This window comes from Candidatus Neomicrothrix sp., assembly GCF_035329545.1.
GTDB classification, from domain to species: domain Bacteria; phylum Actinomycetota; class Acidimicrobiia; order Acidimicrobiales; family Microtrichaceae; genus Microthrix; species Microthrix subdominans.
The window spans coordinates 34,575-49,471 of the sequence record NZ_DAOLGP010000017.1 but is presented as its reverse complement, the minus strand read 5'-3'; the positions used below and the strand labels follow the sequence as shown (position 1 = coordinate 49,471).

Here is a 14,897-nt window from a genome sequence, read left to right as displayed (position 1 = left end):
GGGACACTGTGAGCGACAGCGATCAGCAAGGCACCGTGAGCGACAGCGAGGCGGACATCGGCGTCCTCGAGGTACGAAACCGAGCGGATCTCGGCCGCTACGAGCTGCTCCAGGACGGGGTGGTCGTGGGACACGCCGACTACTCGCTCCGGGACGATGAGATCACGATCCCCCATGTCGAAACCGAACGGTCGCTTCGCAACCGGGGTCTGGGTTCGAAGCTGATGGAGGGTGTGATCGCCGACGTGGTCGACCGGCAACTCACCGTCGTTCCGGTCTGTCCCTTCGCCGCGAACTACCTGCACGACCACCCGGATCTGGCCTACCTGATCAAGCGGTAACGCCGTGGCGGCGGGACGAACCGCCGCCGACGAGGGTCAGGCCGGCCGCCGCCAACACGGCAGCGGTGCTGGCCTTCGATCCCATGGCGATGATCAGCCCATCGGCTCGGAAGGTCACCAACAGCAGCGCTGAGATCACGACGACCGTCCACCCGACCGGCACCAGCACCGCCTCGTCCAGCTTGGGGATGATCAGCGCCATCGCGACGCCCAACACCACCAGGATCAGGCCAAGCAGAATCGAACCGGCGAAGACGTTGCGGGCGAAGTCGCCAGGCACATCGTTGCTCTCCGCAAAGGGCCCCCACCAGGTGCCGTTACTGTCGCCGGCGAACGGGGCACCGATGTGACCGCTCGCCACCAGGGCTCCGTACCCGGCGAGCACCCAGCCGAACGTCGCGGCGCGCACAGGCCGGGTTTGAGGTGCCAGCGCCAGGATCGCCACGTGCAACGCCATCATCAACAGATAGCTCCAGTACCACTCACCGTCGGCGTTGGCGACGGCAAGTCCGATGGCGCCGGCCTGCACGAAACCCAGCACCGCGGCGACACGCAGGTAGCGGCCAGAAAGCAACAACGCCACCAAGGTGGCCTCGATGAAGAGCGTCAACCAGCCGAAGACGCTCAGGTTGGGTCCGATCAGGTGCTCGAAGATCCACGGGCTGCCGGGGACGACCCGGAACTCCGCTCCCTTGTCGACGTAGCCGCACAGGCCGCTGCACTTCCCCGCGGTCTTGCCAAACGCCGTAGGCACCTTCCAAGACAGGTTGGAAAGCCACAACAGCGCTGCGGTCCACCGCAGCACAGCGGGCGCCCAGCGAGCGGACAGCTCGTCGGTGCGCCCGACCACGGCGCTCGTGCGCTCTTGCGTTGACGGTGAGTTCATGACCGGCCGATACCCGACCGGGTTGGTGGCCAAACCCGCCGAGCGATGAAGCGGTTATCCGGGTCGGATCGACGGTGGCGTCGACGCCGCCGAGAGGACGGCGCCATCGACGGGAGAGAAGAGAGAGTGCAAAGAGGTACGGGGCCGACCGACCGGTCGGCGTGTTGGGTCACGCTCAACGGATGCCGATGCTGGCATCGGCTCCGGGTGGGCGGCCTTCCACCAGCCCTAACAGCGCCTGCGCCGGCACCTCCAGCGGGAGCGTGGTTCGGGTGATGAGCAGGTGGGTGTCGGTGCGACCGTTGTGAATGGTCGGACCAAACGGCGACCAGAACGCTCCGTGATCGGCGATCGTCAGCTCGGCCGGCAGCTGATCACGCTCGAATCGCACCCCCATCCCGGTGTCCTCGGCCCGGCCGCTGGTGATGATCGGCCGGACGAGGTGATCGTCGTCGGTGATGCCCCAGCCGCGGTGCATGGCACACAGTCGGCTGCGATCGTCGGGCGTCATCTGACCCTCTTCGATGGTGGTGGCGATGCGCACTGTGTGCCCCCGCTGCACCATGCGCGGCACCGCCTCGACCACCTTGGCGTAGTTGAGCGGTCCGCGCATTTCGTCGTTGGATACGGCGTCGGGCGAGTCGAGGGAGATCTGAAACCTGACCCGCTTGCCCAGCAGCGGGTCGAGCATGTCGAGTCGGTCGCCACCGAACAGCGTGCCGTTGGTCAGCACGGTCACGGGAAGGTGCTCCGCCATGGCCGTGACGACCGCGACCATGTCGCGACGCAGGAACGGCTCTCCCCCGGTGACGCCCACCGCCCGAAAGCCCAGCGCAGCGGCCTGCTCGGCGATCGCCACCATGTGTTCGGGACCGATCATGCGCCGCTTCGAGCGCGGCGCCGACTCGGTGAGGCAGTACGCGCACTCCAGGTTGCAGTGGTAGTTGGAGTACACCCAAACGCGGTCGGGCAGCACACCCGACTCGATGGCGGCGCCGACCGACCCCGGCAGGTGTTCGGCGGCCGGTTCGGTGCCGTCGTGGGTGCGACTGTCGATGCTGACCGCCGTGCTCACAGGTCCACCTTGAAGCTTTCGGCGCTCAGGCGCGCCAGCGTCTCGTCGCTCACCGGTAGGTCGAGCGCTGTGCAGAATCGGTTGAGCATCATCGTCACCCCAATCGTGTTGGCCAGCTCGACCAGCTCGTAGTCCTCGAAGTGTTCCTTCACGTCCGCCGTGATGTCGGCCGCCACCGCACCCCGCCCGCCGGCCACCTCGTCGATCCAGGCCAGGAGTGCCAGCTCAGCCGGGTCGTCGTAGGCGTCCACCCACGGGGTCTCGCCACGCAGCGCCCGCACCTCGGCGTCGCTCAGACCGATGTCGAGCGCCACGGTGGTATGAGCGGCCACGCAGTAACGGCACGACAGCAAAGCGGAGGTCCTGAGAACGGCCAGCTCCTTCAGGCGGGCGCCGGTGCTGCCCGCCCCCAAAGAGGCCCCGATATTGGGAAGCGCCACTCGGGCGACCTCCGGAACTTGGGCCAGCGCAGCGGCGATGGGCCCTGGGTCGCCACCGGCGAACACCCCTTCCATCAGCAGCGGTGCTGCTACCTGATCGAGCAGTTCTATCTGGGCCACCTGAGCGTCCTCCCGCACCACGACGCCGGGGAAGGGGACCCCCTAGATACGACGTGTCACCAGACACTAAACGTTCACGGTTCGCCCGCGCACCCGACCGGCCGGATCTTGACGATAAAAGTCGCGCAGCAGGCCGTACAGGTCGGGGCGATCGGCCGCCAGCTCGGCGCCGCGGGTGAAGAAGACCTCGGTGACCACTGCGAAGAACTCGCCCGGGTTGACCGAGGCGTAGGACCTCAGCAGGTGCGACCCCTCCCCTCGTCCGACCGCCTCGTACTCGGCGGTGAACACCTTGACCCAGCGCTCAACCATCGAAGGGTCCGACAGCGGCGGTGTGCCGTCGACCACACCGTCGAGCAGGTCGAGCTTGTGGGCGAACTCGTGGTACACCACATTGTGGCCGTGCTCGGGGTGTCGGGCCTCCCGGCTCGCCGAATTCCAAGTGATCATCACCGGGCCCCGCTCGCTCGTCTCCCCCGACAGGGTGACCGGACCGTCGCTCAACATGCCTGGCACGAAGCTGAACTCTCGGCCGGTCACCCGCACCTCGTGTGGTGCCACCAAAATCGATCCAACCTTGCCGTAGGCCTCCAGACCCAGCTCCAGCACCAGCAGCGCGGCGTGCCCGGCGATCACCACCTGCATCTCGTCGGTGATCGTCAGCCCGGCGGTGGCCTCCCAGCGCTTGTTGACGATCAGCTGCAATGCCAGCTGCTCCAGCCGTTCCCGTTCGTCGGCGCTCAGCGCGCCCCACGGAGCCAGGCAGGTCTCCAGCTCCCGGCGCCACTCGTCAGGAAACTCGGGCGGTTCGTTACGGGCCCGCCACCAATCCCCGAGCCTGGTCATCGGCCTATGCCGTCGTCGGGGGATTCGGTCGTTCGAAGTGGCTGAGCGATGCGTGCCATCACCCCATCTTTGCCGATCCTCGGCCGGCGCCGACCGTCACGTAACCGAAAGCGCTGTCCTGTTGCCACGCCCGCCTTCGAGCGACGACCGCTTTCAGAACTGAAAGTAGATGAACGGCGCAACACCTTGAGGGCCGAGTACGTCGATCAACGCCAGCAGCATCCCGAAGCCGACCGCCTGGGCCAGCGGTGTCCAACGCGAGAAGCCCACCTCGAGCGTGTCGCCCACCTTGGAGGGTAGGTACTGGGCGGCGAGCACCCCGGCGATGACGAGCAGCGCCAAGGGTGTCACCAGCGACTGACCGCCGGTCCAGCCGGTGATCAGACGAGCGAGCACCGCAAAACCGTCCCCCAGGGACGGGGAACGGAAGAACACCCAGCCGACACAGACGAACGCAAACACCAAGACGCGCTTGACCGCCAGCGGCCAGCCGGAGTGGGTCGGCCGAGAGTCCTCAAGATCGGCCCGCAGCCGTTTCCATTCGTCGTCGAAGGGAATCTCCCCGGTCGGGCGGCGGCGGAACCAGCGGTTGCCGGGTGCCGACGCCGGTGACGGATCATCATCGCCTGGTTCGCCGACGAAGCGGTCCCGCTCGGAGTGGTCGACGTCTGCTCGGGCGGCCTCCCGAAGGTGGTCCAGCGACATGCCGGCTGTCTCGTAGCTGGCTTGAAAGCGTCCGGAGCCGGCGACGGCCTGCCCTTCGTCGACCTCGGTGCTCAGGCCCCCGCCGTCCGTGGCAGTGAGGTTGGAGTTGTGGGAGGCCAGCGACTTGACCGCAAGACGTCGCTCCAACCAGGCCGAGCGGATGCCGGCCGAAACCGGAGCGCCGGCCTTGCGCCGGTCGCTCATCCAGCGTTCCACCGCCAAACCAACGCCCTGGTAGAGCCCCCACGCCAGGAAGGTGCCGCTGGCCCCGTGCCAGAGCCCGCCCAGGGCCATCGTCAGGATCAGGTTGCGGTAGTGGCGGGCAGCTCCACCCTGGTTTCCGCCGAGTGGGATGTAGAGGTAATCGAGCAGCCAGCGCGACAACGTCATGTGCCAGCGACGCCAGAAGTCCTGAATGCTGCTCGCCGCATACGGACGATCGAAGTTGTCGGGAAAGTGAAACCCCAACAGCAAAGCGATGCCGATGGCGATGTCGGTGTAACCCGAGAAGTCGGCGTAGATCTGGATGGCGTAGGCAAGGATGGCCACAAAAACGGTAAAGGCCGTGTATCCGCCAGGCGCAGCAAACACCGGATCGACCAGTTCGGCCATGAAGGAGGCGATGACCACCTTCTTGATCAGTCCACGGCCGATCAGCCGAACCGCCCGGGCCACATCGATACCATCGGGGTTTCGTCGATGGTGCAACTCCGGCATGAACTCGCTGGTACGAACGATCGGGCCCGCCACCAGCTGCGGAAAGAACGCCAGATACAAGCTGACGTCGAGTACCGAAAAGGTGCGCTCGTCGCCCCTGAACACATCGACGATGTAGCTGATCCCCTGGAACGTAAAGAAGCTGATCGCCACCGGCAGCGCCACCGACTTGACGAGCCCGTGCGGCTCCAAACCGAAGGGCGACAACATCCGCACCAGGGACTCGCTGAAGAACTCGTAGTACTTGAAGTAGCCCAACGTGCCCAGGTTGGCGGCCAACCCAACCACCAGCCAGGCCCGTCGCGCCGCGCCGTCTCGGGGCTCCATCGCTTTGGCCACCAACGCGTTGATCAGGCTGGAGCCAATGATCAGGCCGAGAAAGCGCCAGTCCCATGCCCCATAGAAGACGTAGCTGGCCCCCAGCATGAAGAGCTTCCAGGCCTGGGGGCGGTCGTTGAGCCGCCAGGCGACTCCCAGCACCACGACAAAAAACAGTGCGAAGCTCATGGTGGGAAACAGCACGGGCGCGCGCCTCTCTGTGGTGCGGTTCCGCCCGCGTACCCAGCGCTCGTTAGTCAACCACAGCCCCACTGACGAGTGGCGGATGTCGTCCAAGCCCACGACCCGGCTCGATGTATGAATAGCCCAGGTCGGAGCCTGCGTGCGTGATCAACAGCCAACGACCGCGAAGATGCATTTTCTGGTGCTTGCACGTAGAGTGATTGCATGGCTCCAAAGAAATTGAATTCAGAATCATCCAACCCTGAGGATGTGGTACGTCGGTACCTCAACTACCTCAGCGACCCGTCTTCGGTGATCGATCACGATCGCGTCAACGAAGTACAAGAGCAATTGAGCAGCACCGACGACCAGATCGAGCGACTTCGCTTGGAATCAGAACTCGATCGAGCGCAGAGCACCGACGGCGAAGCGATCGCTCAATCGTTCATTTCGGTCGCCAAGGCATTCGCCGACTCGGAGCACATCACCGCCGGCGCGTTTCGACGCCAAGGCGTTCCTTCCGAGGTGCTGTCCCTCGCCGGATTTGATGTACGAGCCGCCAAGAGCGCCAAGGCTCCGACGGTTCGTTCCCAGCGGGTCAATGCGGCCACGGTGTCGACCCACGTACTCGGTCGATCCGGAGAGTGGACCTACAACGACATTGAGTCGACGACCGGCGCCAGCATCGGCACCGTGCGAAAGGTCGTCGACGAACTGGTGGCGTCCAACAAGGTGAAGTCGCTGGGTGCCGACCCCAACCACGCCAGCCGGGGCCGCGCCCCCAACCTGTTCACCACCGCCTGATCGCTGCGCCGCTTGCAGGCGCATCGCGAACGCGTCACGGCCCCCGAACACTGAGGTGTTTGGGGGCCGTTGCGCGTCGACCCGCTCACAGTGGGTCAACGCCATGGTGGAGGTGATGGGAATCGAACCCACGACCTCATCGTTGCGAACGATGCGCTCTAGCCAACTGAGCTACACCCCCATGGATGGGACAGCAATACTATCGGCCCCCACAGCATCGACGCCCATCGGCGAAGGGGCTCAAGGCTGCTTCTTGACCAGTGCCCGGGCCACCTTCAGCCCACCCTCGTGCACCGAGCGGGATGCGTCGTGGAGTGGTTACCAGCCAACCGAGCGGGGCAGTTGCTGGTGCGGCTCTGCCCACTCCTCGTTATAGCCGTCAGCGACAGGGGCCTCGTCGTAGTAGGCCGCCTCGACGACGTAGTCCTCGTAGTTGGCCACCGGGGCGTACTCGTCCTCGTAGTAGGCGGCCGGCTCGGCGGGGTAGGCCTCGTCGACATAGCCGGCCACCGCGTTACCAGGCCGGGCGTCGTCGAGATAGAACACCTCTCCGACGGCACCCATGATCGGGGCGGGGGCGGCCGGTCGCTGCAGGTAGGAAGGGCGCTGCTGGTCGGCTTGGCGGCGAACGGTGCGTGAGGCGCGCTGAGCATTGGAGGCCCGCTCGCTCTGAGCGCGGGTGGCGAGCAGGTAGACGTAGCCAACCAGGGCGGCGTCGAGAGCCAAGTGGACGCCCCACACCGAGCCGCCCATCAGCACGCCACCCATCAGGGTGAGCACGCACAACACGAGCAATGCGAACAACACCATCGACCGCCGCTGCTGGGCCTGGGTTCGGCTCATCGATGTCAGGGCCGAACCGCTGGATCGCGTCGACGGCGAAGCAAAACCGCCCATGGTGCCCGAGGACGACCGGCGCGAGACCGGCTGGGTCACGCTCCGCAGACCGGTGGGACGGCGCGACGTGGTCTGGCGATACATCCGCACCAGATCCGGGGTGAGCACGAGCGCCCACACCACAGCCAATCCCAACAACACCAGCACCGTAGGGTTCCTCACGTGATCCATGTACTCCTGGACTCTGTCCACGGTAGAAACCGTGGCGCGCTGGTTGGTGGATACCGGCACCATTCGGGGGGTGTCGGAGCGTGACCCGGCCTCGCAGGGCATCTGGATCATTGCTTTACGACCACGAACTGTAACACGTACGCCATACGGGTGGCTACGGGTAGTCGGGCACACATGCCATGAGCCGACCTCTGGCATAGACACCGGTCACATCGACCCAGATTCCTTGCCCACACTGGGCACTTACACCGGATACCTCATTCAGAATTCGGGGCGTTCAGCGCGCGTATGCCCCGCAACCAGGGCCTCGGCCGGTGACGAAACGGATGCGCTCGCCGCTTGTACCCGGCGGGTTCCGCCACGCAACGTGACGAGAAGATGACGCAACTACACGCGTGAAATTCTCATCGGTCAAAGATCGCGGAGCCGCTGGAGCCCGGTCCATCGCGCCCCTCGCCAACCTCGTCGCCCTGGCGACGGTACGCACCGGAGCGACCCCCGGTCTTCTCCCACAAGGTGATCTCGCCCAGCGTCATCGCCCTGTCGACCGATTTACACATGTCATAGATCGTCAAACAGGCGACCGAGACGGCGGTTAACGCTTCCATTTCGACGCCGGTGCGGTCGACGGTCTCCACCCGAGCTTCGACCTCGACCCAGGCGTCGTCGATGCGGAAGTTGATCAGGATGCCGCCGATCCCCACCGGGTGGCACAGCGGGATGAGGTCGCTCGTCCGCTTCGCCGCCTGGATCCCCGCCACGCGCGCCACCGCCAGCACGTCGCCCTTCGACACCTCACCCCGGGCGATCAGCGCGGTCGTCTCGGGGGTCATCAGCACCCGCCCACGGGCGGTGGCCCGGCGGGCGGAGACCTCCTTCTGGGTGACGTCAACCATGCGGGCTCGCCCCAACGGGTCGAGATGGGTCAGCGGCTGTTCGACCATGGCGGCGAGGATACTCAGCCCGTCAGGGTCGTGTACCAGGCCGTTACCCGCCGATCTGACTCATCGATCGACTCGGCCGGATGAAGTTGACCTGGCCAATCGCATGGCCGGCGCGTTTGTCCTCGACGCACCCCTCGATCGCCGCCGCCACTTCATCGTCGCCGGCGCCGGCGCGCAGCAGCGCTCGAAGGTCGGTTTCGTCGGCCGAGAACAAGCAGTTGCGCAGCTTGCCATCAGCGGTGAGGCGCACTCGGTCGCACGTGGCGCAGAACGGCTGGGTGACCGAGGCGATCACCCCGATGTGGGTACCCCCCGGTGCTCCCCCACCGTCGGCGAACGCAAAGCGCTCGGCCGGAGCGTTGCCCTTCGGGATCGCCACCAACGGGTACACCTCGTCGATACGCGCAACGATGTCGGCCTGGCTGAGCACCGCCGAGCGCTGCCATGCCCCATCAGCGTCGAGGGGCATGAACTCGATGAACCGCACCTCCACCCCCTCGGTACGACCGAACCGGGCGAAATCGACCAGCTCGTCGTCGTTGACGCCCGCCATCGCCACCACGTTGATCTTCACCGGGTCGAGCCCCGCCAACTTGGCCGATCGGATGCCATCGATCACGGCGTCGAAGGAATCGCGGCGGGTCATCTCCACAAAGCGGTCGCTGCGCAGCGTGTCGAGCGAGACGTTGATCCGGGCCAGTCCGGCGTCGGCCAGCGCCGATGCGAGCAGCGACAGGGTGGCGCCGTTGGTCGTCAGCGACAGGTCGACGCCGAGGCGGGACAGCCGTTCGACCAACCGGGGCAGGTGGGCCCGCACGGTCGGCTCGCCGCCGGTCAACCGGATCGAGTCAAACCCGTAGCGCTGGACGAGCAGCGACGCCAGGCGCTCGATCTCCTCGAAGCTCAGCACCTCACCGCGAGGCAACCACTCCATCCCTTCGGCGGGCATGCAGTAGGTACAGCGAAAGTTGCAGCGATCGGTCACCGAGATACGCAGGTCGCGGTGGACCCGCCCGAAGGTGTCGCTCAGCTGTTGCACGGCGCCCACCCTATGCCGGAGTTCCCGGCTCGCTTCCTCACGGCAACATCAGGATGGTCGCCTCGGCGCCGGGCTCGATCGCCACCCCGCCCGGTTGGGTCGCCAGTCCATTGGCCAGCGCCATCGTCGACAGTTGATGGCTGCCCTGCCCTCCCGCCGACCGGGCGGTCCAGACGCCCTCATCGTCCGACTCGACCAGCACCCTGGTGAAGTGGGTGCGCTCGTCCACCCGGCCATTCACCTCGGCGGCCGGTCGACCGGCCAGCCCGTCGACCAGCGTCGCCCGCAGCCGCAGGATCGGATCGTTTCGACCGGCCAAGCGGGCGATCAACGGGGCGGCGAACAACATGAAGGACACGTGCGACGACACCGGGTTGCCCGGCAGGCCCACCACCGGGGTCGATCCAACCGTGCCGGCGGCCAGTGGCTTGGCCGGCTTGATCGCCACCTGCATCCAGCGCATGTCGCCGAGTCGAGCGAGGATCACCTTGACCAGGTCGGCATCCCCCATCGACACCCCGCCGGAGCTGAGGACGAGGTCGCAGTCCTCGGCCCCTCGCAGCAGTGCTGCCTCGATCAACGCCTCGTCGTCGGGCACCCGTCCCAGATCGACCGCCTCCGCGCCCATCCGGGCCACCGCTGCCAACAACCCCGGGCGGTTCGAGTCGCGCAGCTCGCCCGTCCGCAGCGGCCGGTCCTCGGTCACCAGCTCGTCGCCGGTCGACACGACACCGACCCGGGGGCGTCGGACGACCGTCACCCGCCGACGGCCGACCGAGACCGCCACCCCGATGGCGGCGGGGGTGAGCCGGGTCCCGGCGGGCAGCACACGCTGGCCGGGCGACACATCCTCGCCGGCCCGCCGGATGAACTGCCCGACCGGCACGGAGAGCTCAAAGGTGACCGCTTCGTTCCGGTCGTTTCCGTCGCTCACCGAGGTCCGCTCCACCATCTCCACCGCATCGACCCCGGCCGGAATGGGCGCCCCGGTCATGATGCGCACCGCCTCGCCTGGGCCGACCGTCAGGCCTGGGTCGGCCACGCCGGCCATCTGGCGTCCGACGACCCGCAGAGTCGCGCCCGGTTCGGTGGCATCGGCCGATCGCAGGCCCCAGCCGTCCATCGCCGCGTTGTCGTCGCCGGGGACGAGTTCTGAAGCGACCACGTCCTCGACGAGCACCAGGCCGTCGGCCTCAGCGACGGGCACCTCGACGCTCCCGAGCTTCGACCCCAGGCCGACCACGAACGAGCGCGCCTCGTCGAGTGGGGTCACGTCAGGCCACGCTCGGCAACCAACCGGGCGAGAAACGAGGCGAACTCCGGGCCGAGATCGTCCCGCTCGAGGGTCATCTCGACCGTGGCCCGCAGAAAGTCGATCTTCTGGCCGATGTCGTAGCGCCCCGATTCGAAGATCAGGCCGTGCATCGGCTCGACCGCCAACAGCTTGTCCATCGCATCGGTCAGCTGGATCTCGCCCCCGACACCCGGTTGCGCGTCTTCGAGAAACTCGAAGATCCGGGGGGTGAACAGGTAACGGCCGACGACCGCCAGGTTTGACGGGGCATCCTCGGGCGCCGGTTTCTCGACCACGCCCCGAAACTCGACGACGTCGCCGTCGCGCTCGCCGGGCTCGGCGCATCCGTACAGCGAGATCTCCTCATGAGGGACCTCTTTCAACGCGATGACCGAGCCACCGGTTCGCCCGTGCAGATCCATCATTTCGGAGATCAGCGGGGGTCGATGCGTCATGATGTCGTCGCCGAGCATGACAACGAACGGGTTGTCGCCGATGTGCTTGCGGGCGACCGACACGGCGTGGCCCAGGCCGAGGGGTTCACCCTGGCGCACAAAGTGGATGTCGGCCAGGTCGGCAAGCTCGACCACCTCGCTCAGCTCCTCCATCTTCCCCTTCGACTCGAGGAGATACTCCAGTTCGAAGTTGCGGTCGAAGTGGTCCTCCAGGCTGCGCTTGTTGCGACCGGTGATGATCAAAATGTCGTCGATTCCGGCGGCCACCGCCTCCTCGACCACATATTGGATGGCCGGCCGATCGACAACCGGCAACATCTCCTTTGGCTGTGCCTTGGTGGCGGGAAGAAAGCGCGTGCCCAAACCGGCCGCCGGGATCACGGCCTTGGTGACGCGTTTGGCGGCCCTGGGCGGTGGAGTTCCATCGGAGCTGTTCACGACATCGGGATTCATGGTCCGTAGCCTACGGGGCCGCTTTGGGAAACGATCCTGCGCCCGGTATCGTTGGCACTCGACGTTGACGAGTGCCAACCACTTCTTGGAGTCCTGATGCCAATCTATGAATACCGATGCCGGGACTGCGGCGAGGCGTTGGAAGTGCGCCAGGCCTTCACCGACGATGCGCTGACCGAGTGCCCCCACTGCAAGGGCAGCCTGCGCAAGATCTTCTCCACCCCCGGCATCTCGTTCAAGGGCTCCGGGTTCTACAAGACCGACAGCAGAAGCGGTGGCTCCGGCTCGTCGTCGACATCGACGACCTCGTCGAGCACCGACTCGGCCAAGCAGAAGAAGTCCGAGTCCTCCGGTTCCGACTCCTCGGGCTCCTCGGATTCGGGCTCCTCCGGTTCGAGCTCGGGCTCGGGCTCGGGTGACTCCGCCTCGAAGTCACCGGCCAAGTCGACCGCCGGCGCCTCCAGCGGCGACTGACCGTCCCCAGCGGCTGGGCCTTGGCGCCATGCGATCGACGCCGGGCGAGGCCCCTCGCCCGAGACGACGCTCGAGGCGTCGCGTGACACACTGAGCAGATGGTGAAACGCAAGCGGCGTCGCGTGCGACGCATCTCCACTCCTCCGCCCTCCGGCCCGATCGAAGCCGGGCTGATCAGCCCCCGCCGCTCCGTTCCAACCGGCATCGGCCGCCCCGAGTACGCCCTCGACGGCGAACCGTCGTCGCGCACCAGCCGTGCGGTGAGAACCGAGGACGAGCTGGCTCGCATGAGGGTGTCGGGCCGCTTGGCCGCCGAGGTGCTCAACGAGGTCTGCGCAGCCGTCGAGGTGGGCATCACCACCGACGAGCTCGATCGGATCGGTCACGAGGCAGCCGTTGCACGGGACAGCTACCCCAGCCCGCTCAATTATCGGGGCTTTCCCAAGTCACTGTGCACCTCGGTCAACGAGGTCATCTGCCACGGCATCCCCGACAGCCGGCGCCTCACCGACGGCGACATCATCAACATCGACATCACCGTGTTTCACGATGGGGTCCACGGCGACACCAGCTGCACCGTGTTGGTCGGCGACGTCGACGACGAGAGCCGACGACTGGTGCGGGTCACCCGCGCCGCAATGCACGCCGGCATCGGAGCGGTCGCCCCCGGCGCCAGGGTTCAGGACATCGGCAGGGCAATCGAGGCCGAGGTCGATCGCCACGGCGGCCGGTTCGGCATCGTGCGGGAGTTCATCGGCCACGGCATCGGCGACCAATTCCACACGAGCCTGCAGATCCCCCACTACTTCGACCCGCGGGCGACCACCGTGCTCGAGCCTGGCATGACGTTCACGATCGAGCCGATGATCACGGTGGGCCCGGCCGAGGTGTGGATGTGGGACGACGACTGGACGGCCCTCACCGTCAGCGGCCAGCGCACGGCCCAGTTCGAGCACACGATGGTGGTCACCGAGACCGGTGTGGAGCTGCTCACCATGCCCGCCGACGGTCCACCGGCCGAGGAGCGCTTCGCCGAGGCCGTGGCCTCGACCACCGCCAACTGACCGATCCCCATGACGTCCCGGTGGCACTCCGTCCGATCAGCGCGCCACACGCGCCGGCCCCAATGCTGAGCCTGCCGGCGAGACGTCCACGATGTGGTCGCCGACCGGACACCCCACGGGTGGTATCCGAAACCCGCTGACGCTCTCGACCTGACAAGTCGCCACTGCGCACCCTCCCCAGCTACAGCGGCCTACCGCCCACTGGTACTCCAGTGCCAGGGTTCACCGGGGAGATTGTGGAAGCCGTATTGGGCGGCGTTGGCCTTCAGCCAGTTGTATGCGGAGCTTCCAGAGCTCAGCGCCGAGCCGCCCATCGTGAAGTCGATCGCCAGGCCCTGCTCGTGCTGGGATGAACCCGGACGAGCGGTCGGTGGGCTGCACGACGACGCCGGGGCCTGGTAGATCGAGTAGCTGGACGAACCGCAGTTGCTGCGGCGAACACGGATCTGATCGGACGGGTCGCGAAACCCGCCGCCGCCGAGGTTGATGCCGGCAGCCTGCGCCGCGCCGAGCATGTTGGAAAGGTTGCCGGCGATCGAGCTGTGAACTCGAATGCCACCGACGCTGACGATGCTGCCGCTGCCGCTGATACCCACCGGCGCGCCGCCGCCTCCCGAAGGCGCCGAGCTACCGCCGCCTCCACCGCCACCGCCGCCTGAGGAGGCCTGGGCTGCTGCGGCGCGCTGGGCCTCGGCTGCGGCCTGCAGATCGGCCGCTTGTTTCAGCTTGGCCTGCTGCAGCGCAGCGATCTTGGCCTTGCGATCTTCCTCGGCCTTCTTCAGCTGCGCTGTCAACGCCAGCTGCTGCCTGACCAACTCGGTCGAGAGCTTCTCATCCTGTGCGGCCAGCCCTGCCGCCTCGGCGGAGGCCGAAGCGATGCGGTTGGCCACCTCCTCCTGAAAGTCGAGCTGCTCCGCTTGAGCGGCCTGAAGCCTGCCCAAGCGCGACGACACCTCGGCCCGCCGCTGCTGGGCCCGCTCCGATGCCGACGCGGCGCTGGCGCGGGCGGCACTCAGGTCCTGCTCGGTGGCGCGCAGGTCTTCTACCTGGGTTCGATCGTTGCCGGCTACCAGGTTGAGGTAGGTGCGGCGGGTCATCAGCTGGGTGGGCCCGGTATCCTCCGAGGCCGCACCGAAGCTCTGGCCCGGCATGGTGACGAATGCTTTGGCGGCACGGTCGGCCAAACCGTCGCGTAGCTTGCCCAGCTTGATTTCGGCGTCGGTGGCCCGCTTCTCGGCCTCCTTGGCCTGACGCTGGGAATCCTGCACACCCTTCTGGGCCTCCAACAACAGGTCCTGCTGGGAGCTGACGTTCTGGTTGAGGTCGTTCAGGGCCGCAGAGACCTTGTCGTCATCAGCCGCCAGCGCGTCGATCTGGGACGCCTTCGACGCCCGCTGAGCCCGAACCTGCTCGCGCTCCCCGGCCAGCCGCTTGGCCTCCGAGGCGTAATCGGTTCGAGACGGGGCGGCCCCGGCCGGACCGGCGGGGATCGACGCCGAGGTCACGCCGGAGATGAGCGTCACGGCCACGGCCGCCCACGCGGCCATCAGGCCGGGGGTTCGCCTCCGGGCGGCGGCCAAGTCAGGTCGGGGGGGAAACGAGCGCATCACACCTCTGGGGGGGGAGAGTGAACGGGATGGGCGGGCATGAGGGACCGGAGGTCGCTGGTCG

General features: G+C 66.9%; 15 protein-coding genes and 1 tRNA gene. 4 read left to right on the top strand and 12 right to left on the bottom strand.

What is annotated here, in order from left to right:
- Positions 1-35: 35 nt before the first annotated feature.
- The gene (locus tag PKD89_RS11025) at positions 36-341 is read left to right on the top strand and encodes a GNAT family N-acetyltransferase (protein ID WP_287389766.1); all 306 of its coding nucleotides are present in this window, start codon (positions 36-38) and stop codon (positions 339-341) included.
- On the opposite strand, the gene PKD89_RS11020 is transcribed toward PKD89_RS11025, so the two are convergent.
- The 5 genes from PKD89_RS11020 to PKD89_RS11000 form a co-directional block, all read right to left on the bottom strand.
- Complete coding sequence (locus PKD89_RS11020) at positions 331-1,227, bottom strand: hypothetical protein (protein WP_289011912.1); 897 nt, start codon at positions 1,225-1,227, stop codon at positions 331-333. The two genes, PKD89_RS11025 and PKD89_RS11020, sit on opposite strands and share 11 nt — an antisense overlap.
- Positions 1,228-1,402: 175 nt before the next feature.
- Entirely contained in the window at positions 1,403-2,302 is a 900-nt protein-coding gene (locus tag PKD89_RS11015; protein ID WP_289011913.1) for a radical SAM protein, read from the bottom strand.
- Entirely contained in the window at positions 2,299-2,862 is a 564-nt protein-coding gene (locus PKD89_RS11010; RefSeq protein WP_289011914.1) for a carboxymuconolactone decarboxylase family protein, read from the bottom strand. The genes PKD89_RS11015 and PKD89_RS11010 overlap by 4 nt, the downstream gene beginning before the upstream one ends.
- Before the next feature lie 66 nt (positions 2,863-2,928).
- Positions 2,929-3,708, bottom strand: coding sequence for a zinc-dependent peptidase (locus PKD89_RS11005; protein ID WP_287377196.1), 780 nt, complete (start codon positions 3,706-3,708; stop codon positions 2,929-2,931).
- A gap of 153 nt (positions 3,709-3,861) precedes the next feature.
- Entirely contained in the window at positions 3,862-5,652 is a 1,791-nt protein-coding gene (locus tag PKD89_RS11000) for an MBOAT family O-acyltransferase (RefSeq protein WP_289011915.1), read from the bottom strand.
- Positions 5,653-5,856: 204 nt separating this feature from the next.
- On the opposite strand from PKD89_RS11000, the gene PKD89_RS10995 reads away from it, so the two are divergent.
- The gene (locus tag PKD89_RS10995; protein WP_289011916.1) at positions 5,857-6,435 is read left to right on the top strand and encodes a hypothetical protein; all 579 of its coding nucleotides are present in this window, start codon (positions 5,857-5,859) and stop codon (positions 6,433-6,435) included.
- 104 nt (positions 6,436-6,539) lie between these two features.
- On the opposite strand, the gene PKD89_RS10990 is transcribed toward PKD89_RS10995, so the two are convergent.
- From PKD89_RS10990 to galU, 6 genes are all read right to left on the bottom strand, one after another.
- A tRNA-Ala gene (locus PKD89_RS10990) sits at positions 6,540-6,616 on the bottom strand.
- Between the two features lie 137 nt (positions 6,617-6,753).
- On the bottom strand, positions 6,754-7,494 hold the full coding sequence (locus tag PKD89_RS10985; RefSeq protein WP_289011917.1) for a hypothetical protein: 741 nt from the start codon (positions 7,492-7,494) through the stop codon (positions 6,754-6,756).
- A 413-nt stretch (positions 7,495-7,907) separates the two neighbouring features.
- Positions 7,908-8,447 carry a cyclic pyranopterin monophosphate synthase MoaC gene (gene moaC, locus PKD89_RS10980; protein WP_287377206.1) on the bottom strand — a complete coding sequence of 180 codons (540 nt, stop codon included), beginning with the start codon at positions 8,445-8,447 and terminating at the stop codon, positions 7,908-7,910.
- 43 nt (positions 8,448-8,490) lie between these two features.
- Positions 8,491-9,486: a GTP 3',8-cyclase MoaA gene (moaA, locus tag PKD89_RS10975; protein WP_287377208.1), complete on the bottom strand. Its 996-nt coding sequence runs from the start codon at positions 9,484-9,486 to the stop codon at positions 8,491-8,493.
- A 37-nt stretch (positions 9,487-9,523) separates the two neighbouring features.
- Entirely contained in the window at positions 9,524-10,759 is a 1,236-nt protein-coding gene (locus PKD89_RS10970; RefSeq protein ID WP_287377210.1) for a molybdopterin molybdotransferase MoeA, read from the bottom strand.
- Positions 10,756-11,688 (bottom strand): UTP--glucose-1-phosphate uridylyltransferase GalU, encoded by a 933-nt coding sequence (galU, locus tag PKD89_RS10965; RefSeq protein ID WP_287377212.1) that lies wholly within the window; start codon positions 11,686-11,688, stop codon positions 10,756-10,758. The genes PKD89_RS10970 and galU overlap by 4 nt, the downstream gene beginning before the upstream one ends.
- A 96-nt stretch (positions 11,689-11,784) precedes the next feature.
- Between galU and PKD89_RS10960 the strand changes: the two genes are divergently transcribed.
- Both PKD89_RS10960 and map read left to right on the top strand, forming a co-directional pair.
- Positions 11,785-12,162 carry an FmdB family zinc ribbon protein gene (locus PKD89_RS10960; RefSeq protein ID WP_289011918.1) on the top strand — a complete coding sequence of 126 codons (378 nt, stop codon included), beginning with the start codon at positions 11,785-11,787 and terminating at the stop codon, positions 12,160-12,162.
- Between the two features lie 98 nt (positions 12,163-12,260).
- Positions 12,261-13,226, top strand: a complete 966-nt coding sequence (gene map, locus PKD89_RS10955) for a type I methionyl aminopeptidase (RefSeq protein WP_289011919.1) — start codon at positions 12,261-12,263, stop codon at positions 13,224-13,226.
- Between the two features lie 191 nt (positions 13,227-13,417).
- Here the strand turns inward: map and PKD89_RS10950 are convergent, their stop codons facing one another.
- Positions 13,418-14,833, bottom strand: a complete 1,416-nt coding sequence (locus PKD89_RS10950) for a D-alanyl-D-alanine carboxypeptidase family protein (protein WP_289011920.1) — start codon at positions 14,831-14,833, stop codon at positions 13,418-13,420.
- Between the last annotated feature and the right edge of the window lie 64 nt (positions 14,834-14,897).